This is a genomic window from Dactylosporangium roseum (assembly GCF_025264685.1).
GTDB classification, from domain to species: domain Bacteria; phylum Actinomycetota; class Actinomycetes; order Mycobacteriales; family Micromonosporaceae; genus Dactylosporangium; species Dactylosporangium roseum.
In genome coordinates this window covers 4,625,550-4,647,293 of sequence record NZ_CP073721.1, presented here as the reverse complement: position 1 = coordinate 4,647,293, position 21,744 = coordinate 4,625,550, and the positions used below count along the sequence as shown (strand labels likewise).

At 71.5% G+C, this 21,744-nt stretch carries 17 protein-coding genes; 11 read left to right on the top strand and 6 right to left on the bottom strand.

Features of this window, described 5'->3' with window-relative positions; genetic code table 11:
* Positions 1-70: 70 nt before the first annotated feature.
* The 6 genes from Drose_RS21800 to Drose_RS21775 form a co-directional block, all read right to left on the bottom strand.
* The gene (locus Drose_RS21800) at positions 71-3,856 is read right to left on the bottom strand and encodes a GAF domain-containing protein (protein WP_260723146.1); all 3,786 of its coding nucleotides are present in this window, start codon (positions 3,854-3,856) and stop codon (positions 71-73) included.
* Positions 3,817-5,508 (bottom strand): serine/threonine protein kinase, encoded by a 1,692-nt coding sequence (locus Drose_RS21795; protein ID WP_260723145.1) that lies wholly within the window; start codon positions 5,506-5,508, stop codon positions 3,817-3,819. Before Drose_RS21795 ends, Drose_RS21800 begins: the two co-directional genes overlap by 40 nt.
* 206 nt (positions 5,509-5,714) lie before the next feature.
* Positions 5,715-5,876: a hypothetical protein gene (locus Drose_RS21790; RefSeq protein ID WP_260723144.1), complete on the bottom strand. Its 162-nt coding sequence runs from the start codon at positions 5,874-5,876 to the stop codon at positions 5,715-5,717.
* Between the two features lie 11 nt (positions 5,877-5,887).
* Positions 5,888-7,063: a glycosyltransferase family 2 protein gene (locus Drose_RS21785; RefSeq protein ID WP_260723143.1), complete on the bottom strand. Its 1,176-nt coding sequence runs from the start codon at positions 7,061-7,063 to the stop codon at positions 5,888-5,890.
* Positions 7,064-7,659: 596 nt separating this feature from the next.
* Complete coding sequence (locus Drose_RS21780; RefSeq protein ID WP_260723142.1) at positions 7,660-8,532, bottom strand: hypothetical protein; 873 nt, start codon at positions 8,530-8,532, stop codon at positions 7,660-7,662.
* Positions 8,529-9,032 carry a SigE family RNA polymerase sigma factor gene (locus Drose_RS21775; protein ID WP_260723141.1) on the bottom strand — a complete coding sequence of 168 codons (504 nt, stop codon included), beginning with the start codon at positions 9,030-9,032 and terminating at the stop codon, positions 8,529-8,531. The genes Drose_RS21780 and Drose_RS21775 overlap by 4 nt, the downstream gene beginning before the upstream one ends.
* Positions 9,033-9,313: 281 nt before the next feature.
* On the opposite strand from Drose_RS21775, the gene Drose_RS21770 reads away from it, so the two are divergent.
* The 11 genes from Drose_RS21770 to Drose_RS21720 all read left to right on the top strand — a co-directional run bounded on the left by Drose_RS21770 (position 9,314) and on the right by Drose_RS21720 (position 21,744).
* A complete protein-coding gene (locus Drose_RS21770) occupies positions 9,314-9,769 on the top strand; it encodes a hypothetical protein (protein WP_260723140.1) in 456 nt (151 codons plus the stop codon).
* A gap of 72 nt (positions 9,770-9,841) precedes the next feature.
* Positions 9,842-9,931, top strand: a complete 90-nt coding sequence (kdpF, locus tag Drose_RS21765) for a K(+)-transporting ATPase subunit F (protein ID WP_260723139.1) — start codon at positions 9,842-9,844, stop codon at positions 9,929-9,931.
* Positions 9,931-11,592, top strand: a complete 1,662-nt coding sequence (gene kdpA, locus Drose_RS21760) for a potassium-transporting ATPase subunit KdpA (protein ID WP_260723138.1) — start codon at positions 9,931-9,933, stop codon at positions 11,590-11,592. The genes kdpF and kdpA overlap by 1 nt, the downstream gene beginning before the upstream one ends.
* A 44-nt stretch (positions 11,593-11,636) precedes the next feature.
* Positions 11,637-13,718: a potassium-transporting ATPase subunit KdpB gene (gene kdpB / locus Drose_RS21755; protein ID WP_260723137.1), complete on the top strand. Its 2,082-nt coding sequence runs from the start codon at positions 11,637-11,639 to the stop codon at positions 13,716-13,718.
* 1 nt (position 13,719) lies between these two features.
* A complete protein-coding gene (locus tag Drose_RS21750) occupies positions 13,720-14,565 on the top strand; it encodes a potassium-transporting ATPase subunit C (protein ID WP_260723136.1) in 846 nt (281 codons plus the stop codon).
* 12 nt (positions 14,566-14,577) lie between these two features.
* Positions 14,578-17,160 (top strand): sensor histidine kinase, encoded by a 2,583-nt coding sequence (locus Drose_RS21745; protein ID WP_260723135.1) that lies wholly within the window; start codon positions 14,578-14,580, stop codon positions 17,158-17,160.
* A complete protein-coding gene (locus Drose_RS21740) occupies positions 17,157-17,846 on the top strand; it encodes a response regulator (protein ID WP_260723134.1) in 690 nt (229 codons plus the stop codon). Before Drose_RS21745 ends, Drose_RS21740 begins: the two co-directional genes overlap by 4 nt.
* Positions 17,847-18,032: 186 nt before the next feature.
* Positions 18,033-18,278 carry a hypothetical protein gene (locus tag Drose_RS21735; RefSeq protein ID WP_260723133.1) on the top strand — a complete coding sequence of 82 codons (246 nt, stop codon included), beginning with the start codon at positions 18,033-18,035 and terminating at the stop codon, positions 18,276-18,278.
* A 133-nt stretch (positions 18,279-18,411) separates the two neighbouring features.
* The gene (locus tag Drose_RS21730) at positions 18,412-18,537 is read left to right on the top strand and encodes a hypothetical protein (RefSeq protein ID WP_260723132.1); all 126 of its coding nucleotides are present in this window, start codon (positions 18,412-18,414) and stop codon (positions 18,535-18,537) included.
* Complete coding sequence (gene corA, locus Drose_RS21725) at positions 18,534-19,622, top strand: magnesium/cobalt transporter CorA (protein ID WP_260723131.1); 1,089 nt, start codon at positions 18,534-18,536, stop codon at positions 19,620-19,622. Before Drose_RS21730 ends, corA begins: the two co-directional genes overlap by 4 nt.
* Positions 19,623-19,776: 154 nt before the next feature.
* Entirely contained in the window at positions 19,777-21,744 is a 1,968-nt protein-coding gene (locus Drose_RS21720; protein ID WP_260723130.1) for a potassium transporter Kup, read from the top strand.

The window sequence follows — 21,744 nt, the reverse complement described above, 5'->3', positions numbered from 1 at the left end:
CCACACGAAAGCCGCGCGCCGGCATCCCGTGCCGTGCCCGCCGGCCGTCCGGTGGGACTTGACGGGCCGCTCACCGCGGGACAGGGGACGTGAGCGGGAACTCCGCGGACAGGGTGGTGCCCGTCCCGCGGGGGCTGTCGAGCACGATCCGGCCGCCGAGTGCCTCGACGCGGTCCTTGAGGCCGAGCAGGCCGGTGCCGCGGGTGAAGTCGGCGCCGCCGACGCCGTCGTCGCGGACCGCGACCCGCAGGACAGCGTCGGCCGTGTCGGGTTCGACAGCCTCGACGGTCACCGTGGCCGCCGACGCGTGGGCGTGCTTGGCCGCGTTGGTCAGCGCTTCGGCGACGACGTAGTACGCGCTGACCTCGACCTGATCGGGCAGTCGCCCCATGGCGGCCATGTCGAGGTCGGCCGGGATCGGTGAGCGGCGGGCGAGGGAGCGCAGGGCCGGGCCGAGACCGCCCTCGGACAGGATGGCCGGGTGGATGCCGCGTGAGATCTCGCGGAGCTCGTCCAGCGCGCCGGCCGCCCCGGTGACGGCTCGGTCGAGCTCGGCGGAGATTGTGTCGAGTTCCGGTGGCAGCGCCGCCTGCGCCGTGCGCAGTTGCAGCGCCAGCGTGACCAGCCGCTGCTGGGCGCCGTCGTGCAGGTCCCGCTCGATGCGCCGGCGCGCCTGGTCGGCGGCGGCGACCAGCCGTGCCCGTGAGGTGGTGAGCTCGGCCCGGCTCTCGGCGTTGGCGATGGCGGTCGCGACGAGTTCGGTGAAGTCGGCCAGCCGTTGCTCGGTGTCCGGCGGGAGCCGCCGGTACCGTGATCCGACCGTCATGGCGCCCCAGACCCGGCCCTCGACCAGGATCGGGCCGGCGACCACGGATCGGAGTCCCGCCGGGCCGGGCCCGGCCGGGCTCGCCGGTGCGGGGGCGCGCACGTCGCGGCGTGCCGCGCGGCCGGTGGCCTGGACGGCCGCCATGGCCGAGCCGGCGTCGGGCTTGCCGCGTGAACCCGGCCGGGTGGGCTCGGACCCGTGGCGTCCCATCACGGTCGCGTCCCCGTCCGGCTCGAACCGTACGATCGCCGTGTCGTCGGCGCCGACGAGCGTGCCGACCTCGTCGGCCACGGCGGCGAACACGAGCTCGGGGCCGGTCCCGCGCGCGACCAGCGTCGCCACCCTTCGCAACGCGGCCTGCTCGTCGGCGATCCGGCGAAACTCGGCGTAGAGCTGGACGTTGTCGAGGGAGACGACGAGCTGGCCGGCGATGAGCTTGACGGCGTCGAGCCGTTCGGTGGTGAAGGCGCCGCGGATGAGCCGGTTCTCCAGCAGCAGCATCGCCTGGAGCGTGCCGCGGCTGAGGATGGGCACGGCCAGCAACGAGCAGCACGGGACACCGGCGAAGTAGGGGTCGCGGGCGAAGCGGTCGTCGCGGGTCGCGTCGCTCACGACCAGCGGTTCGCGCATCCGCTGGGCATAGCGCACCACGGACATCGGCGCCGCGCCGTCGCGGCCGGCGCCGTCGAGCGCGACGGCGTCGCCGCCCGTCGCGGGCCGCAGCCAGTCCTGCCGGTCGGCGCTCCACAGCAACAGGTACACGTCGGTGGCACCGGTCATCGCGCTGAGCACGTGGGCCACCCGCGAGTGCAACCGTCCGATGCTGGTCTCCGAACTCAGCGCCTGCGACGCGGACAGGATGCCGAGCAGGTCGAGCGCTCCGGTCGTGACGACGGCCCGCTCGTAGGGGGCGACACCGGGCTCGGCGGCGGTCCGGTCGGGTTGCGTTCGCAGGGTCGGGTACGCCCAGTCGAGCTGGTCGACCTTCGCGGTCGCGCCCCAGGCCAGGTACTCCCGGCGGGCTTCGACCAGCAGGCTGTATCCGGCGTGTTCGAGGCCCTGGGTGAGGTGGAAGCGGGCCGCGTGCTCAGTGATCACGGCCCGGTGCCACGGGCGCTGACGCTGGTCGACCGCGCGCAGAGCCGCGTCGAAGGCCAGGTCGGCGGCGCGGAAGTCGCCGACCGCCCAGGCCCGCTCGGCCTCGACGAGCCGCAGCAGGTGCAGGAAGTTCGCCGGGGCGTCCGCGGCGCGGGCGGCCAGCCAGTCCGTCACGTCGTCCAGTTCGGACAGCAGACCCGCGGGCGAGCCGTCGCGGCTGTCCCGGATCTGCCCGGCGAGCGCCAGCCCGCGCAGCACGTAGGCCGCGTCGGTCGGATACGGGCCCAGCGGGGTCAGCAACGACATCACCGCCGCGCTGTGCCGCGTCAGGGCGGCCGGATCGTCGAAGACGGCCGCCGCGATCCCGCGGGTGACATGTGCCGGGAGCGGCATGGGCATGTCGATGGGGTACACGCCGCCCGCGACGTCCGAGCTTTCGCCGCGCAGCACACCGACCAGCCACCGATAGCTGTCGAGCACCCGGCCGGTCTGCTCGTTGCCGGTACGCCGGACGAACGCCAGCCCGGCGTCCACCTCGGCGACGAGGGCGTCCAGCGTCGGCGCGCAGTCCACCATGCGGGACACGGTGTAGTAGTAGGAGTAGCCGGCGTTCGCCAGGTCACCACCGGCGATCAGCCCCTGCCTGGCACGCTGACATGATCGGACACCGTTCTCGGTCGGCTCGACCCAGTGGCTGTTGCCGGCGAGCAGGTAGCGCGCGTGCGAGGTGGCGGGTTCGTAGCCACGGGCCGCACCCTGTGCCACCAGCCGCCGGCCGACGCGGTACGCGGCCGAGAAGTTCCCGCGCACGACCGCGGTGTTGCAGGCGGCGCTGGCGGGCCCCAGCAGGGTCGGGGCCGGGCCGAGCTCGACCCAGATCCGCAGCGCCTCCATGCTGAGCCAGCTATACGTCGCGTAGTCGGCGGCGAAGTAGGCCGCCGCGATGATCGCGTTGAGGAGCTGCGCCGAGGCGAGGATCACGGGGTCGGTGATCTCGGGCCGGGTCACGTCGTCGCCGCGCTCGGAGTGGTCCAGCCGCCGCAGCAGGCTCGCGAACTGACGGTCGAGCTCGGCGGGGATCCGGTCCGCCGCCGGGATGGTGATGCCCAGCTCGCGCAGCGACTCGACGCCCAGCCTGATCGCCTCGGCGAAACGGCCCCGGTGGGTGAGGCTGCTCACCTGCACGCCGGTCGCGTGTGCCCGCTCGGTCACGCTGCCGGACAGTCGCTCGATCGTCCGGAACACCTCGTCCGCGTCGTCCAGGTTTCCCAGGCCGTAGAGCGCTGCGTGGCGGGCGGTGTGCACCTCGACGAGCGTGGCGGTCTCATCCGGGTCATCCGGGTCGATCAACCGCAGGGCGGCCTTCAGCATCGCGTCCACCACCGCGTGGTCGCCGACCAGCGCCGCCTGGTCGGCGGCACGGCGCAGCAGCCCCACGACCCGGTGCCGCTCCGCCGGGCCGTCGACCGCGTCGATCACCGGCAGATACTGCTCCGCCGCGACCGCGAACAGCTCCGGGACTCCGGCCAGCCGCCGCGCGACGGCCACCCGCAGGGCGCGCTGCCGGTGCGGGTCCATGGCGCGCAGGACCACCTCGCGGGTCTGCTCGTGCCGGAACCGCACCGTCTCACGCACTCCGGGCTCCATCACGAGGAGGCCTTCGTCGAGCGCGGGAGCCAGCCACCGTTCCACGGTGTCCGCCGTGTCACCGGTGGCGGCCCGCAGCAGGCGCAGCTCGGCCCGCCCGCCGAGACACGCCATCGCCTCCAACACCTTCCGGGACCGCGGCGGCATGGCCTCGACCCGCGGCTCCAGCAGGCGCGTCACCTCGGAGCGGCGCAGGCGCCGGCGTACCTCCGTCTCGTCCCAGTGCCAACCGTCCGCCGTCACGGTCAGCACGCCGTCGCGGCGCAGCGCGTTGAGCAGTTCCACCGTCTCGTGGGGTTTCCGGAGGTGTACGGACCGATGGTCCCGGCCAGTCCCGCCGCCCGGGCCGGGTCCATGTGCAGCATCTCGGCGACCATGGTGACGAGACCGGGACCGGACAGGTTGGCCAGCCGCAGGTGCCGCACTCCGGGCTGCTCCAGCCACCGGGACAGCGGCGCCGCCGTGAGGTGCGTGGCGTCGCCGTCGCCGTCGCGGTACGCACCTACGAGCAGGAGGCCGTCGATCGGTTCCTCGCTCAGCACCAGGTCGGCGATGCCGAGTGTCATACGCCCCGCCCACTGCAGGTCGTCGACGAACACCACGATCGGCCGCTGCCGCGAGGCCACCGCACCCAGTACCTTCACCGCCGCTCGTTGCATCCGCACCTGCGCCGTCAGCGGATCCCCGACGTCCGGCGGCACGTCGAGCAGCGCCGCGAACTCCGGCTGCATCCTGCTCAGCAGACCCGCGTTCGGCCCGACCGCCGCCAGGATCCGTCCGCGTATCCTGGCCAGCTCGTGCTCCGGCTCGGCCAGCAACAGCCGGCCCAACGCGCGAAACGCCTGATGCAACGCATCGGACTCCAGGTCCCGCCGGTGCTGGTCGAACCTGCCCGCCACGAACCAGCCGTCCCGGTCCGTCACCACCGGCCGCAGCTCGTCGACGAGCGCCGTCTTGCCCACCCCGGCCGGTCCGCCGACCAGCACCCCGCGACACCGGCCCGCCAACGCGTCCTCGAACCCCGCCCGCAGCGCCGCCACCTCTGGGTCGCGAGCCGCCAGCCGCGACGGCGGCAACAACCTCGGTGGAATGTCGCGTTCACCCACCCGCAGCTCAGCCGCCGCCCGCGGGCCCGCGTCGCGCAACCGCTCCAGGTCGTGGAGCACGCCGTCCGCGGTCTGGTAGCGGTCGTCCGGCTCCTTCTCCAGCAGATGCATGATGATGTCGGACAACGGCTCGGGCACGGCCGGGTTCACCTTCGCCGGCGGCACCGCCACGCGAGCGAGATGGTCGTGCGTGAGCCGCAGCGGGTCGCCGGATCCGAACGGTGGCGCACCGGTCGCCAGCTCGTACAGCGTCGCGCCCAACGCGTAGAGGTCGGCGCGCTGATCCACCGGCCGGCCGGTACGCCCGGTCTGCTCGGGCGCCAGGTACGCCAGCGTGCCGACGATCTCGGTGTGGTGGGTGAACTCGGGACGAACCTCGGCCAGCGACGTCGCCAGGGCGAAGTCCACCAGGCACGGCGTCCCGTCGCGGGACAGCACGACGTTCGCCGGCGTGATGTCCCGGTGCACCACGCCCCGGTGGTGCATCTCCGCCACCGCCCGGGTCAGCGCCACCGCAAGCCCGATCAGGTCGCCGGCGGCCAGCGGCTTCGCCAGCCCGGCCAGGGTCGTGTCACCGGCGTCCGTCACCATGATCGACCCCGGCTGCCGCGGCACCTCCGCGAGCTGCGCGACCCCGGCGACCCCGCGCAACCGCTCCAGCGTCGCCACCTCGTGCCGCACCCGCCGTCGGGCGTCCGGCCCCAGCGGCTCCTTGCGGATGACCGTGCGCCCGGCGACAGGCAGCCGGGTGACGCGTGTGTGTTCGCTCTCCTGCACCGTTTCGGCCTGAACGGGCGGATGTCGGCCCGACAGCAGTCCGCCTGTTCCCATGCGACACCTCCGCGCACATCTGACCAATGACTACCCGATTCGTGCGCGAACTCGCCCTTTGCGTGACTGCTTCTGGTTCCGGACGGTGGTATCGGGCCGGACGTCCGGAAACGCGCGCGGCACCCGGGCCGACGTGCCGGCCGGTCGCTGAACCATCGTCGCGGGGCCCGCGCCGTCGGCCGGGCCCCGCGGACGTGGTGCGACGATCAGCTCCGCCGGCGCTGCGGCCGGGGCGTCAGGCGGAGCAGGGCCATGCCGCCCAGGATGAGTGTGGCCGCCAGCACCACCTGCCATCCGATGGACAGCCCGGTCGCCGGCAGCAGCGCAGCACTTCCGGCCGCCCCGCCGGCAACACCGCCTTCGTACATTTCCCATCTCCTCACACATTGATCCATTCGCGGTTCGCACCGCGAACTGTTTTCCACGCCGCCAGCCAGTACACGCCGGCGCGCCATTGTTCGTACAACCATTCCGGTAGCAGCAGTGCCGCCAGCAGAATGTCGCCGGGACGACCCTTCCGGACCGTCCACACACGTTCGAGGACAAAGACGCCCGTCAACGGCAGCCACCGGGCGTCGAACGGCAGGCCGCCGGTGACGGCGATCACCACGGCGAGGAACGCGAGGTACATGGGCGCCAGCATCGACCCGCCGTAGGTTGCGGCCTGGCGGACCCAGGTGCCGAACGTGCGCCGGTTCAGCCCGTACAGGCGGAGGCTGTCGAGCATGCCGCGCTGCCAGCGGAGCCGCTGGTGCCGCAACGCCCTCCACGTCGGCATCGACTCCGTGACCGCGGTGGCCTTCGCGGGCGCCACCGGACGGTAGCCGAGCGCCCGCACCGCGAACGTCATCTCGATGTCCTCCGTGGCGGTGTCCCGGTGGTACAGCTCGCCCGGGTAGCCGGGCAACCGGCCGTCCCCGCGGGCGGCCAGCACCTCCCGGATCACGCGGACCTGGAAGAGCGTCGCCACGCCGGAGAGCACCAGCGCCTTGTCCATGCGCCGGGCGACCTGCCGCGCGAACCGCGTGTACTCGTTGCGCTGCAGCCGATCGAGCAGGCCGGTGCCGTCGTGGGAGGTGTGGAAACTGGCGCAGGCGGCGCCGACGGGCCGCCGCCACCGGTGCCCGAAACGCTGCGTGAGCGCGCCGACTGCGTGCCGGGTGAAGTCCGGGGCCAGGACGCTGTCCGCGTCGGTGACGAGCACGAAGTCGTCGTCGGCGAGGTCGGGCAGGAGCCTGCTGACGGCCCAGTTCAGCGCGCCGGCCTTCTTGTGGGGGTTGGGGCCGGGAAACTCGAGCACCTCGGCGCCCGCGGCCCAGGCCGCCTCGGCGGTATCGTCGGTGCAGTTGTTCGGCACGACGACGATCCGGTCGACCGGCGGTGACCACTGCCGTTGCAGCGCCCGGACGGTGGCGGCGACGGTGGGGCCCTCGTTGCAGGCGGGAACCACGGCGACGACCTGCGCGGCGGGCCGGCGGTAGCGGCGCTGCACGGGCAACGCGCGGCCGGCGACGGCAGGGTCCGTGGCGGCGTGTTCGGTCAGGCTGAAGCGCACGGCTCGGTTGCCTCCGGAATTGGTACGGGCGGACGCCCTCCCGCCGGACGGCGTCCCCGCGGTCCGCTGCCGGCTGAGCCGTTCCGCGAACCGGAAATGCTGACGGGTGCGGAGTCGACTTTGCTGGCACGCGATTCGGGACGCAATGTTTTCGCCGCCTTCTCACCCAGGTGAAAATGGGGCTGAGAAATCGGCGGAACGAAGGAGCGGGGCGATGTCGAAAATGCCCCGAGGAGGATTCGCGAGGTCGTGCCGACCCGCCATCTTCCGGGGTCCGTGCTGCTCCTCGGTGCCGACCCGGCGGTTTCGCGATCTGTGCGGGGGATCGGTGCTCCGCGTTCGGGGTGACCGGGTTCCGTGATCGTGGGAACATCTGGCTGCCCCGGCGCGAGGCCGCGCAGTCAAGCCCAGCGGCCCCTGGTCAACCTGGACAAGGCCGATACTTCGGGCGCGGGGCTCGGAGGTGCCGCGGCCGGCGCGCGCGCGTTCCGCCGCAATCCGCCGTCACGCCGACCGACTGCATGATCATGGGAAAGATCTGGCTGTCCCGACAGCCAGATCTTTCCCATGATCAAATGGTCGCTCGGTACCGGTGCCTATCGGGTCACGTCGAACCTGGGATCCACCGCCAGTTCGGCCAGTTGCTGCTCGGTCAGTGGCGGTGCCGGCAGCGGCGCCAGCTCGCCCTCGGGCCAGAAGCCCAGCGACGCCGACTGGCCGAGGAACACGACCGTGCCGTTGGCCTGCCGGAACGCCGCCCACTGCAACGAACTGCTGTCCGTCGGCGCCGCGGTGACGCCGACCTTGACCGGGCCGACCATGACGTCGTGGCACCGGCCGCCGCTGACGCCCCAGATGTACTGCGTCAGGGCACACCCCTCGCCGGTGTTGCCGGACGTGACCGGATGGACCTCCACGGCGACCCGTCCGGTCTTGCCGTCCCGGGCGACCGCCGCACTCGCGAGATACTGCCACCGGTGCGGTGCGCCCTGCTCGCTGATCAGCGACGCCTGCGCCGTGCGGGCCGGCTGTCCGTGCGTGCCGAGGGCCGGTCCCGCCGGCGCGTCGAAGCCGGCCGGGACGATCTTCAGCAGTTCGTCGAGGAGCCGGATCGCGCGGTCGTGCTCGGGCCCCTCGTACGCGGTGGCGTCGGTCATCGGCGAGCCGCTCGGGTATGTGCCCCAGCCGCTCTTTTCCGGCACGGGCGCGGTCGTCAGCGCCGGCGGCGATCCGGCCGGTGCGGGCGCGCCCACCTCGAGCGGCGCGCCGCCGCCGGTGAGGTTGCCCAGCGCGAGGGCACCGGCCGTCAGGACGGCGGCGGTGCCCGTGCCGGCGCCGAGCCAGGTGATGTGCCGCCGTCTGCGGGCCCGGCGCCCGGCGGTCAGCGCCGCGCTGCTGGCCATGGGTGGTGGCGGTACGGTCGTCGTCACCGTCGCGCGAAAGACCGCGCGGAGTTCGTCCTCGGTCATGATTCCTCACATGTGGGGACCAACGGGGCAATCTGCTTGCGAAGCGTGTCCAGACCGCGCGCGGCCTGGCTCTTGACGGTGCCCGCCGACACGCCCAGCACCGCGGCGGTATCGTCGACGGACAGGTCCTCCCAGTACCGCAGCACCAGCACGGCCCGCTGCCGCGCGGGCACCTCGGCCAGCGCGCGCATGAGATCCAGCCGGTCCTCGACGGGCACGTCGGGGCTCACCTGCGGGATCTCGTCGCCGGTCGGCCTGACCCGCCGCCACCACGCGAGCCGGCGCTCGTCGAGGAAGGCGTGCAGCAGCGTCCGCCGCAGGTACCCGTCGAGGGCGTCGTGCCGGGACACGCGCCCCCAGGCCAGGTACAGCCGGGTGAAGGCCGTCTGCACGAGGTCCTCGGCGCGGTGCCAGTCGCCGCAGAGCAGGTACGCCGTGCGGCGCATCGCGTCCGAGCGGGCGGCGAAGTACTCCGCGAAACCGCGGTCTGTTTCGCTCATGCCGTCCACACGAGGGCCGGGCACCGTCTGGTTGCACGACAGGCGGACGAATCTGCGCCCGTGGGGTGCGGCGTTCCGCGGTCACCGACCCGGTCGGCGTCCTGCCCGCTCAGCCGGCCCGCTCCGGATGGGCGCCCGCCCGCCGGCGTAGGGAAACCGTCAAGAAACGCGCCGCGGGCGTAGGGATTTCGTCAAGGCGTATGGGCAGTTGATACGGCTCGACTTTGACTGGCACCGGACCGGACGGAAGGTCCTTCGCCGAGTGTCGAGGCGGGTGCTCGATGGACAGGGCATGGTGGCTGGTCCGGCCGCGGTACGCCGCGCCGACCGGCGTCACGCTCGCGGCCGGGGCGACCGGTGCGGTCGTCGTGGCGGTGCTGTGTGCCGCCGCGACCGCGCCGTCGGAGGTCACGGCCCGCGTCGCCGTGTTGGCGCTGTGGACCCTCGCCGTCGGAGCGTTCGGCGGCGACCTGGTCGCCGCGGTGGCCACCGGCGCCATCGCGTGGACGGTGCTCAACGGGTTCCTGGTCAACCGGCTGGGCGTGCTGACCTGGCACGGCACGGCCGACGCGGTGCGGCTCGGCGTGCTCCTCGGCGCCGCCGGCGCGGGCTGGCTGGGTGCGCTCACGCGCCGGGTGCTCCGGCACCGCAGGCACGTGGTCAGGCTGCGGGCATGGCTCCACGGCGACGGGCTCACGTCGATATCCCCAAACAAGGAGGCAAGTCACAGTGGCTGATGTGGTGTTCGTACTGCTGACGATCGCGGCGTTCGCGATCCTCGGCCTGGCGGTGCGGGCGGTGGAGCGGCTGTGAGCGCCGAGAACCTCGTCGGCCTCGTCCTCGCGGTCGCCCTGACCGCCTTCCTGGTCGCTGCCCTACTCTTCCCGGAGCGGTTCTGATGAGCCCCACCACGGCGGGCGTCCTCTTCATCGCCTCGCTGGTCCTCGCCCTGGTGGTCGTGCACCGGCCGTTCGGCGACTACATGTTCCGGGCGGTCACCTCGCCGCGCCATCTGCGGGCGGAGCGTGTGCTCTACCGCGCGGTCGGGGTCAACCCGGACGGGGAGCAGTCCTGGGGTGTCTATGCCCGCAGCGTGCTGGCGTTTTCGGCGATCTCGATCCTGTTTCTGTACCTGTTCCAGCGCGTGCAGGACCACCTGCCTCTTTCGTTGGGCTTCGATCCGGTCAAGTCCGACCAGGCGTGGAACACGGCGGTTAGTTTCGTGACGAACACGAACTGGCAGTCGTATTCCGGTGAGTCGACGATGGGCCATCTGGTGCAGATGGCGGGTCTGGCGGTGCAGAACTTCACGTCCGCCGCTGTCGGTATCGCGGTCGCGGTCGCGCTGGTGCGGGGCTTCGCCCGGTCGAGGACCGATCAGCTCGGCAACTTCTGGGTCGATCTGGTGCGGGTGTGTGTGCGGATTCTGCTGCCGGTGGCGGTGGTCGGCGCGACGTTGCTGGTCATCGGTGGTGCGGTGCAGAACCTCAGTGGTGGTACCGAGGTGGCGACGCTGGCGGGCGGGTCGCAGACCGTGACCGGTGGTCCGGTGGCCAGTCAGGAGGTCATCAAGGAGCTGGGCACGAACGGCGGGGGGTTCTACAACGCCAACAGTGCGCATCCGTTCGAGAACCCGACGAGCTGGACGAACTGGATCGAGCTGTTTCTGATCCTGTTCGTTCCGTTCACGATGCCGCGGGTGTTCGGCCGGATGGTCGGTGACCGGCGGCAGGGGTTCGCGATCGCCGGGGTCATGGCGATCATCGCGATCGGCAGTGTGGTTGCGATCAACGCCTTCCAACTGGCCCACGGCGGGACCGCCCCGATGGCGGCCGGGGCCAGCACGGAAGGCACGGAGGTGCGGTTCGGGGTGTCGAATTCGGCGACGTTCGCCGCGGTGACGACGTTGACGTCGACGGGTGCGGTGAACTCGTTCCACGATTCGTACACGGCGTTGGGCGGCATGGTCGCGATGGTGAACATGATGCTGGGTGAGGTGGCTCCGGGTGGTGTGGGTTCGGGGTTGTACGGGATGTTGATCCTCGCTGTGGTCACGGTGTTCGTGGCCGGGTTGATGGTGGGTCGGACGCCGGAGTATCTGGGCAAGAAGGTCGGTGCGCGGGAGATCAAGTTCGCGTCGTTGTATCTGCTGACGACTCCGGCCCTCGTGCTCGTGGGTACGGCGGTGGCGATGGGTTCGGCGACGGCGCGTTCGTCGATGCTGAACACGGGTGCGCACGGCCTGTCCGAGGTGCTCTACGCGTTCACCTCGGCGTCGAACAACAACGGCTCCGCGTTCGCCGGTATCAGCGTCAACACCGAGTTCTACAACACCGCTCTCGGGCTGTGCATGCTGTTCGGCAGGTTCCTGCCGATCATCCTCGTGCTCGGCCTGGCCGGATCCCTCGCCCGGCAGCAGCCGGTGCCCGAGTCGACCGGAACGTTGAAGACCTATCAGCCCTTGTTCGTCGGCATGGTCGTCGGCGTCACGATCATCGTGGTCGCGCTGACTTACCTGCCGGCGCTGGCGCTCGGCCCGCTCGCGGAAGGCATCCAATGACCACCCCAACTCTGTCCCGGCAACCCCGGCCCCAAGGAATCTCCATGACCACCCCGACGCCGCGCAAGGTCGCGGGCGGTCTGCTCGACCCGGCGCTGTTGTGGCGGTCGTTGCCGGATGCGTTGCGGAAGTTGAATCCGGGCACGTTGTGGCGTAATCCGGTGATGTTCATCGTGGAGGTCGGTTCGGTTTTCACGACTGTGTTGGCGGTGGTGCATCCGAGTGTGTTCGCGTGGGTGATCACGGTGTGGTTGTGGTTGACGGTGGTGTTCGCGAATCTGGCCGAGGCGGTGGCTGAGGGTCGGGGTAAGGCGCAGGCGGATACGTTGCGCCGGGCGAAGCAGGACACGGTGGCGCGGCGGTTGGTGGATGGTGTGGAGGAGGCGGTGCCGGCGCCGCAGTTGCGGTTGGGTGATGTGGTGGTGGTGGAGGCGGGGCAGGTGATTCCGGGTGATGGTGATGTGATCGAGGGTATTGCGTCGGTTGATGAGTCGGCGATCACGGGGGAGTCGGCGCCGGTGATCCGGGAGTCGGGTGGGGACCGGTCGGCGGTGACGGGTGGGACGAAGGTGTTGTCGGATCGGATCGTTGTGCGGATCACGCAGCGGCCGGGGGAGTCGTTCATCGATCGGATGATCGCGTTGGTGGAGGGTGCGAATCGGCAGAAGACGCCGAATGAGATCGCGTTGAACATTCTGCTGGCGTCGTTGACGATCATTTTTCTGTTGGCTGTGGCGACGGTGCAGCCGCTTGCGATTTTCTCGAAGGGGGTGCGGGCGTTCGCTCCGGATTCCGCGGCGTTGGGTGCCGATGGGGTGGCGGGGGTCGTGTTGGTGTCGTTGTTGGTGTGTTTGATTCCGACGACGATCGGGGCGTTGTTGTCGGCGATCGGTATCGCGGGTATGGATCGGTTGGTGCAGCGCAATGTGCTGGCGATGTCGGGTCGGGCGGTTGAGGCGGCCGGTGATGTGAACACGCTGCTGCTGGACAAGACCGGCACCATCACCCTCGGCAACCGGCAGGCGGGCGAGTTCGTGCCCGTCGAGGGGGTGACCGCCGAGGACCTGGCCGACGCCGCCCAGCTCTCCAGCCTGGCCGACGAGACGCCGGAGGGGCGCAGCATCGTCGTGCACGCGAAGGAGCACCACGGCCTGCGCGAACGTGACGTCACCGGCGCCGTCTGGGTGCCGTTCACCGCGCAGACCCGCATGTCCGGCGTCGACGTCGACGGTCGCCAGATCCGCAAGGGCGCCGCGACCGCGGTGATGAAGTGGGTCCGCGAACACGGCGGCCGCCCCACCGAGGAGGTCGGCTCCATCGTGGACGCCATCTCCGGTTCCGGTGGCACGCCGCTGGTCGTGGCCGAGCACGTCGACGGCCAGCCGGCCCGCACCCTGGGCGTCATCCACCTCAAGGACGTGGTGAAGGAGGGCATGCGGGAACGGTTCGACGAGATGCGCCGCATGGGCATCCGTACGGTGATGATCACCGGGGACAATCCGCTCACGGCTCGGGCGATCGCGGAGGAGGCGGGGGTTGACGACTTCCTGGCCGAGGCCACGCCTGAGGACAAGATGGCGCTGATCAGAAAGGAGCAGCAGGGCGGCAAGCTCGTGGCGATGACCGGTGACGGCACCAACGACGCGCCGGCCCTCGCGCAGGCCGACGTCGGGGTCGCGATGAACACCGGCACCTCGGCGGCGAAAGAGGCCGGCAACATGGTCGACCTCGACTCCGACCCGACGAAACTCATCGAGATCGTCGAGATCGGCAAGCAGCTCCTCATCACCCGCGGCGCGCTGACCACGTTCTCCATCGCCAACGACATCGCCAAGTACTTCGCGATCATCCCGGCGATGTTCGCCGCGATCTACCCCGGCCTGGACCAGCTCAACATCATGCGCCTGGCCTCACCCGAGTCGGCGATCCTGTCCGCGGTCATCTTCAACGCGATCATCATCGTGGTGCTGATCCCGCTCGCCCTGCGCGGCGTGCGGTACCGGCCCGGCACCGCCGCCGCCATGCTGCGCCGCAACCTGCTCGTCTACGGCCTCGGCGGCATCATCGTGCCCTTCATCGGCATCAAGGCCATCGACCTTCTCATCCAATTCGTCCCGGGAATCTGACATGCGACTGCCTGCCTGGCTCGCCCAGCACCTCGCGGCCCTGCGCGCGGTGGCCGCCATGACCGTCGTGCTCGGCCTGGCCTACCCCTTGTTCATGGTCGCCGTCGCCCGCATCCCGGGCCTCGCCGGCAACGCCGACGGCTCGCTCATCGACAGGAACGGCTCGACCGTCGGCAGCAGCCGCATCGGCCAGTCCTTCACCGACAGGCTGGGCAACCCGCTGCGGCAGTACTTCCAGTCCCGCCCGTCCGCCGCCGGCGGCTACGACCCGAAGGCGACGGGTGCCAGCAACCTCGGCCCGCAGAGCGTCGTGGACGTCCCCGGCAGGGCGAGCCTGCTCACCCTCGTGTGCTCGCGCAGCAAGGCGGTCGGTGAGCTGGACGGCGTTGACGGCGCCCGCCCGTACTGCACGCCCGGCGGCGTCGGCGCGGTCCTCGCCGTCTTCTACCACAACGGCTCGACCGGCCCGGTCACCCGCGCGGTCAGCCTCAACGAGGCCTGCCCCGCGACCCCGTTCGTCACCACCTGGCAGGGCGTCACCGTCGAATGCGCCAAGCCCGGCGAGGACTACAGCAAAGGCGTCGTCACCCCCGTCCGGGGCAACGCCCCGGACACGCCGGCCGTGCCGGCCGACGCGGTGACCGCCAGCGGCAGCGGCCTCGACCCGCACATCAGCGTCGCCTACGCGAAGCTACAGATCCCACGGGTCGCCGCCGCACGGGGCATACCCGCCGCCGAGGTACGACGGCTCGTCGACGAGCACACCACCGGCCGCGCCCTCGGCTTCATGGGCGAGCCGGCGGTCAACGTCCTGAAGCTCAACCTGGCCCTCGACCGGGTCGCGTAAGGAAGCGAGCGGATGACGACGCGCGGGACGCTGCGGGTGTATCTGGGCGCCGCGCCCGGCGTCGGCAAGACCTACAAGATGCTGGAGGAGGGGCGGCGCCGCAAGGAACGCGGCACCGACGTGGTGGTTGGGTTCGTGGAGACCCACGGCCGCCCCTTCACCGAAGCCATGCTCGACGGCCTGGAGGTCGTGCCGCGCCAGGACATGACATATCGCGGCAGCGCCTTCACCGAGCTCGACCTCGACGCCGTCCTCGCCCGCCGGCCCGAGGTGGCGCTCGTCGACGAACTGGCACACACCAACGTGCCCGGCAGCCGGCACGCCAAGCGCTGGCAGGACATCGAGGAACTGCTCGACGCCGGCGTCGACGTGCTCACCACGGTCAACATCCAGCACCTCGAGTCGCTCAACGACGTCGTCGAGCAGATCACCGGCGTCCCGCAGCGCGAGACGGTCCCCGACGCCGTCGTCCGCCGCGCCGAGCAGATCGAACTGGTCGACATGACCCCGGAGGCCCTGCGCCGCCGCATGGCCCACGGCAACATCTACAAGCCGGAGAAGATCGACGCCGCGCTCGGCAACTACTTCCGGGTCGGCAATCTCACCGCCCTGCGCGAACTCGCGCTGCTGTGGCTGGCCGACAAGGTCGACGAACAGCTCGACCGCTACCGCGCCGACCACAACATCGACACGACGTGGGAGGCCCGCGAACGGGTGGTCGTCGCGCTCACCGGCGGACCCGAGGGCGACACGCTCATCCGGCGTGCGGCTCGCGTCGCCGCCCGTACCAAAGGCGCGGACCTCATGGCGGTGCACGTCGTGCGCGGCGACGGGCTCTCCGGCGGCGACCCCGCCAACCTGACCCGTCAGCGGCTGCTCGCGGAGAGCCTCGACGGGACCTACCACCAGGTCGTCGGCGCCGACGTCCCGGCCGCGCTGCTCGACTTCGCCCGCGGTGTCAACGCCACCCAGCTCGTCCTCGGCGCCAGCCGCCGGGGCCGGCTCGCCCAGATCCTCGCCCCCGGGGTCGGGGTGACCACGACCGCCGAGTCGGGCAGCATCGACGTCCACCTCGTCAGCCACGAGCAGGCCCGGCGCGGACGCCTGCGGCTCGGGCAGGGCGAGAGCGGTCTGACCCTGCGCCGGCGGCTGCTCGGCTTCGCCCTAGCGCTGGCCGGCCTGCCGGTCCTCACCATCGCCCTGGACGAGTTGCGCGCCGAGATGACGTTGCCCAGTGACATCCTCGCCTACCTCGTCCTCGCCGTCGCCGTCGCGCTCGTCGGCGGGCTGCTGCCGGCGCTGGTCTGCGCCGTCGGCGGCTTCCTGCTGCTCAACTGGTACTTCACGCCGCCGCTGTACGAGTTCACCGTCGCCGAACGGGAGAACGTGTTCGCGCTGGTGGCGTTCGTCTTCGTGGCCATGGCGGTGGCGACCGTCGTCGACCGGGCCGCCCGCCGCGCCCGCGACGCCGCCCGCGCCTCGGCCGAGGCGCAGACCCTCGCCACCCTCGCCGGCAGCGTCCTGCACGGCGACAACCCGCTCGACGCCCTGCTGGAGCGGGTCCGCGAATCCTTCGGCCTGATCAGTGTCACGCTGCTGGAGCGGTCCACCGAGCGCGGGGCCTGGCGGATCGTCGCGTCCGTCGGCGGCAAGCCGTGCACGACGCCCGCGGAGGGGCAGACCGAGGTCCCCATCAACGACGACGTCTCGCTGGTGCTGCGCGGGCATCCGCTGCCGGCGTCCGACCGCAGGCTCATCGAGGCGTTCGCCGCGCACGCCGTGATCGCGCTGCGCCAACAGCGCCTCGGCGAGCAGGCCGCCACGGCGCGATCGCTGGAGGAGGTCGACAAGCTGCGCACGGCGCTGCTGTCGGCGGTCAGCCACGACCTGCGCACCCCGCTCGCCTCCGCCAAGGCCGCCGTCGGCAGCCTGCGCAGCCACGACGTCGCCTTCTCGCCCGCCGACCAGGAGGAGCTGCTGGCCACGGCGGAGGAGTCGCTGGACAAGCTCACCCGCCTCGTCGAGAACCTCCTCGACATGTCCCGCGTACAGGCCGGCGCCCTCGCCATGACGCCGCACGCGGTCAGCGTCGCCGAGGCGGTGCCCCACGCGATCGACGAGCTCGGCCCGTTCGCCGCCGGTGTCCGGGTGAGCATCCCCGACGACCTGCCCGAGGTCCACGCCGATCCGGCGCTGCTCGAACGGGTCCTCGTCAACGTCCTGGCCAACGCCGTGCGGTACAGCCCACCCGGCAGCCCGCCGCTGATCAGCGCGAGCGAGCACGCCGGCCAGGTGGAGATCCGCGTCGTCGACCACGGCCCGGGCATCCCGGCCGCCGACCGTGAACGCGTGTTCCAGCCCTTCCAGCGCCTCGGCGACCGCGACAACGCCACCGGCGTCGGCCTCGGCCTCGCGCTCTCCCGCGGCCTGGCCGAGGCCATGGGCGGCACCCTGCTGCCCGAGCACACCCCGGGCGGCGGCCTCACCATGACCCTCGCCCTGCCCAGCGCCGAACGGGCCGGCGTCGACCACGCCGATCCCGTGCTGCTGGCGCATCTGGACGTCAGACGCACCGGAAAGGAGACCCCGGCGTGAGCCCGACCCGGGTCCTCATCGTCGACGACGAACCACAACTGCTGCGCGCGCTGCGGATCAACCTACAGGCCCGCCAGTACGAAGTGGTGACCGCCGGCGACGGCACCACCGCGCTGCAGGTCGCCGCCATCGAGCACCCCGACGTGGTGGTGCTCGACCTCGGCCTGCCCGACCTGGACGGCATCGAGGTGCTGCGCACCCTGCGGGCCTGGACCCCGGTGCCGGTCCTCGTCCTGTCCGGCCGGCTCGGCAGCGGCGAGAAGGTCGCCGCGCTCGACGCCGGCGCCGACGACTACGTCACCAAGCCGTTCAACATCGACGAGCTCCTCGCCCGGATCCGCTCGGTGACCCGCCGCCGGCCGGAGCCCGAGGCCGCCTCGACCGTCCGCGTCGGCGACTACGACATCGACCTCGCCGCCCACGACGCCCGCCGCGCCGACGGCTCCGGGCAGCGCCAGCACCTCACCCGCACCGAGTGGCGGATCCTCGACCTGCTGGCCCGCAATCCCGGCAAGCTCGTCAGCCACCGCGAGCTGCTGCGGCACGTGTGGGGGCCGACATATCTCGACCAGACCCACTACCTGCGCCAGTACATGGGGCAACTGCGCCGCAAGCTCGAACCGGACCCGGCCCGGCCCCGGCACCTGCTCACCGAGCCGGCGATGGGCTACCGCTTCCAGCCGTGACCCACCGGCGGGCCGGATCCCGGCACTGAGGTTGCCACCGGCCGCCGTGGCTGCCCACGGCTCCTGACGGATTTCCTACGCCGGCCACCCGGTTCTTGACGATGTGCTGACGCCGCAACAGATTTCGCGTAGAGATTGCGTATGGACACCTTGGCGGGGCGCCGTCGCGGTGCCAGCGTGGCCGGTATGACCCTCACCGAGATCCTGCCGTCGCTGCGTTCGTCGCTCCCGGCGCACCTGGGCGCCGGCGTCTGGCCGTCGACCACCCGCTGGGGGAACGGCGGTGACCTCCTCGTCGGTGGTGTCTGCGCCCCGGCGATCTGCTCGCCGTCGCCGGTACCGGTGCCTACCACCACGCCCGCGCCACCAACTTCCACCTCGTCGGCCGCCCCGCGCTGGTCGCCGCCGACGGCGGCCGCGTCCACCCGCTGATCCGCCGGGAGTCCGTCGACGACCTGCTCGCCCGCGACCAGGGGTGCCGCTGAACGCGGCGTGCGATCCGTGGAGGACACTGCTCCTGGCACGGCCCGGCATCCGCCGGGCGGCGGACACGGAGGGGCGGACGGTGGACGGTCGCGGAAGCCCGATCCGCAGACACCTGCCGCTCGCGCTGGTGGTGGTCTTCATCGCGTGGATCGTCCTGATCGTCGTGCTGATCGCAATGAGCCCGGAAGGCAGTGCCGGCGCATGACGCAACGTAGAGCATGGTGGCCGTCGTGGGCCGGCGCGCGTGCCGGGGTGGCCGCGGCGGCGGTCGCGCCGGCACCGAGGCGCGACGCCGACGCCGTGATCGACTGCGCGCTCTACGTCGGCGGGGTCCGCCGGAGCGGGAAGAGCACGCCCGCGGCGATGCTCGCCGAGGCGAAGGCGACCGCCGACGCGTTCGTCTGGATCGGCCTGCACGAACCGGCCGCCGGCAAGATGGCGGAGATCGCCGAGGTGTTCGGCCTGCACCCCCTCGCCGTCGAGGACGCGCTCTCCGCCGAGCAGCGCCCGAAGCTGGAGCGCTACGAGGACGTCGCGTTCCTGGTCGTGCGCGCGGCCCGCTACGTCGAGCACACCGAGCTGACCGACACGAGCGAGGTGGTCGAGACCGGCTCGGTGCGGATCTTCGTCGCCGAGAAGTTCGTCGTCACCGTCCGGCACGGCTCCGTCGGCGGGCTGCGCGCGGTCCGCGCCGACCTCGAGAACGACCGGGCGCTGCTCGCCCACGGACCGTGGGCCGTCGTGCACGCCATCTGCGACCGGGTGGTCGACGTCTACCTCGACATCGCCGCCGCGTTCCAGCGCGACCTCGACGTCGTCGAGGCGCAGGTCCTGCGGCGCGAGGCCAGCGCCACCATCGGCCAGATCTACCAGCTCAAGCGCGAGCTCGTCGAGTTCCGCGGCGCGGTCCTGCCGCTGCAGCGGCCCCTCGCCACCATCCTGGACGGCAGCACGGTCCGGCTCACGAAGGAGATCCGCCGGTACTTCCGCGACGTGGCCGACCACAACACGCGCGTCGCCGACCGGATCGCCGGCTTCGACGACCTGCTCAACTCGATGCTGCAGGCCCGCCTCGCCCAGGTGACCGTCGACCAGAACAACGACATGCGCAAGATCGCCTCGTGGGCCGCGATCGCCGCGATGCAGACGGCGTTCGCCGGCATCTACGGCATGAACTTCAAGTACATGCCCGAACTGCAGTGGCGCTACGGCTATCCCGGACTGCTCATCGTCATGCTGGGCACCTCGGCCCTGCTGTACCGCTACCTGCGCAAGTCCGGCTGGTTGTGACCGCCGGTGGGGAGCACGGCGTCAGGCCCGCTCCTTCCAGGTGAGCCGCAGGGTGATCCCGGTGCGCGGGCACGCCGGGTCGGCGTAGTGTCCGGCAGGGACACCCTCGGGTGTCCGGCACGACCGGCAGCCATCTCTGTCGAGGAGGACCGCCGTGACGAGCCGGCAGCGACCGACCACGCCGGACAGCGCGTCCGCGGCGGGTTCGCCGCCGCACGGCCCGAGCGCCCGCGACACCGCGAGGCTCGCGCTGGTCGTCGGTGCGCTCGGCGTGGTGTTCGGCGACATCGGGACCAGCCCGATCTACACCTTGCAGACCGTGTTCAACCCCGCTGACCCGCATCCGGTGCCGGTGAGCACCGAGAACGTGTTCGGCGTGGTGTCACTCGTCCTCTGGTCGGTGACGATCATCGTCACGGTTACGTACGTGCTGCTGGCGATGCGCGTCGACAACGACGGCGAGGGCGGCATCATGGCCCTGATCACCCTGCTGCGACGCTGGAGCGCGCACCATGGCCGGCGGGCGGCCTTCACGCTGGCCGGGCTCGGCATCTTCGGCGCCGCGCTGTTCTTCGGCGACAGCATGATCACCCCGGCGATCTCGGTGCTGTCCGCGGTCGAGGGCGTCAAGGTCGTCGAACCGTCGCTGGGGTCACTGGTGGTGCCGATCACCGCGGTGATCATCGTGGCGCTGTTCATGGTCCAGCGGCGGGGAACCACGGCCGTCGGCCGGATGTTCGGGCCCGTGATGATCCTCTGGTTCGTGACCATCGGCGCGTGCGGAGTGGCCGGCATCGTCCGGTACCCGGCCATCCTCGAGGCGCTGTCGCCGACCTACGCCGTCGGCTTCCTCGCCGGCCACTTCGGGATCGCGTTCTTCGCCCTGGCCACGGTGGCGCTCGCGGTCACCGGCGCCGAGGCACTGTACGCGGACATGGGGCACTTCGGCCGCCGGTCGATCACCCGGGCCTGGCTGATCCTGGTGTTCCCCGCGTGCGCGCTGAGCTACCTGGGCCAGGGCGCGCTGATCCTCCGGGATCCGGCGCACATCAGCGGCCCGTTCTTCCTGCTCGCGCCCTCCTGGGGACGGCTGCCGACGGTCCTGCTGGCGACGGCGGCGACCGTCATCGCCTCCCAGGCGGTGATCACCGGCGCGTTCTCGGTCGCGTCCCAGGCCGCCCAGCTCGGCTACCTGCCCCGGCTCCGGGTGTCGCACACGTCGGAGTCCAGGATCGGCCAGATCTACGTCCCATGGATCAACTGGCTGCTGATGATCTCGGTACTCACCCTGGTCTTCGCCTTCCGCAGCTCGGCGGCGCTCGCCTACGCGTACGGCATGGCCGTCACCGGTACGATCACCATCACCACCCTGCTCTTCTGCTACATCGCCCGCTGGCGGTGGCGCGCCCCGCTGTGGCTGATCGGCCTGAGCGCGGCCGTGCTGCTGATGGTGGACCTGCTGTTCGTCGCGGCCAACCTGACCAAGCTGGTCCACGGCGCGTGGCTCCCGCTGCTCATCGGCCTCACGGCGTTCACCGTCATGACCACCTGGCAGCGGGGCCGTGAAGTCGTCACCGCGGAGCGCCGCCGGCGCGAGGGATCGCTGAGTGAGTTCATCGCGCGGCTGCGCGCCGACGGGTCGCTGACGCGGCGGGTCCCGGGCACGGCGGTCTTCCTCAACCGCAGCAAGGAGACCGCGCCGCTGGCCATGCGGGCCAACGTCGAGCACAACCACGTGCGGCACGAACACGTCCTGATCATGTCGCTCCGGACGGAGCCGGTGCCGCGTGTCCCGGCGGACGAACGGATCGTCGTCGATGACCTCGGCTACGCCGACGACGGCATCATCCACGTGACCGTCCGGTTCGGCTACATGGAGACACCCGACGTGCCCGCCGCGTTGCGGACGCTCGACCCGGCGGGGACCGAGGGGAAGCTGCAACTCGGCCAGGCGTCGTACTTCCTGTCGAAGATCGAGCTGCGCAGCGGGGACAGGCCGACGATGGCGACCTGGCGCAAGAAGCTGTTCATCGCGACCTCGTACATCACCGCCGACGCCGCGGAGCACTTCGGCCTGCCCCGCGACCGCACGGTCATCATGGGGTCACACGTCGAAGTGTGA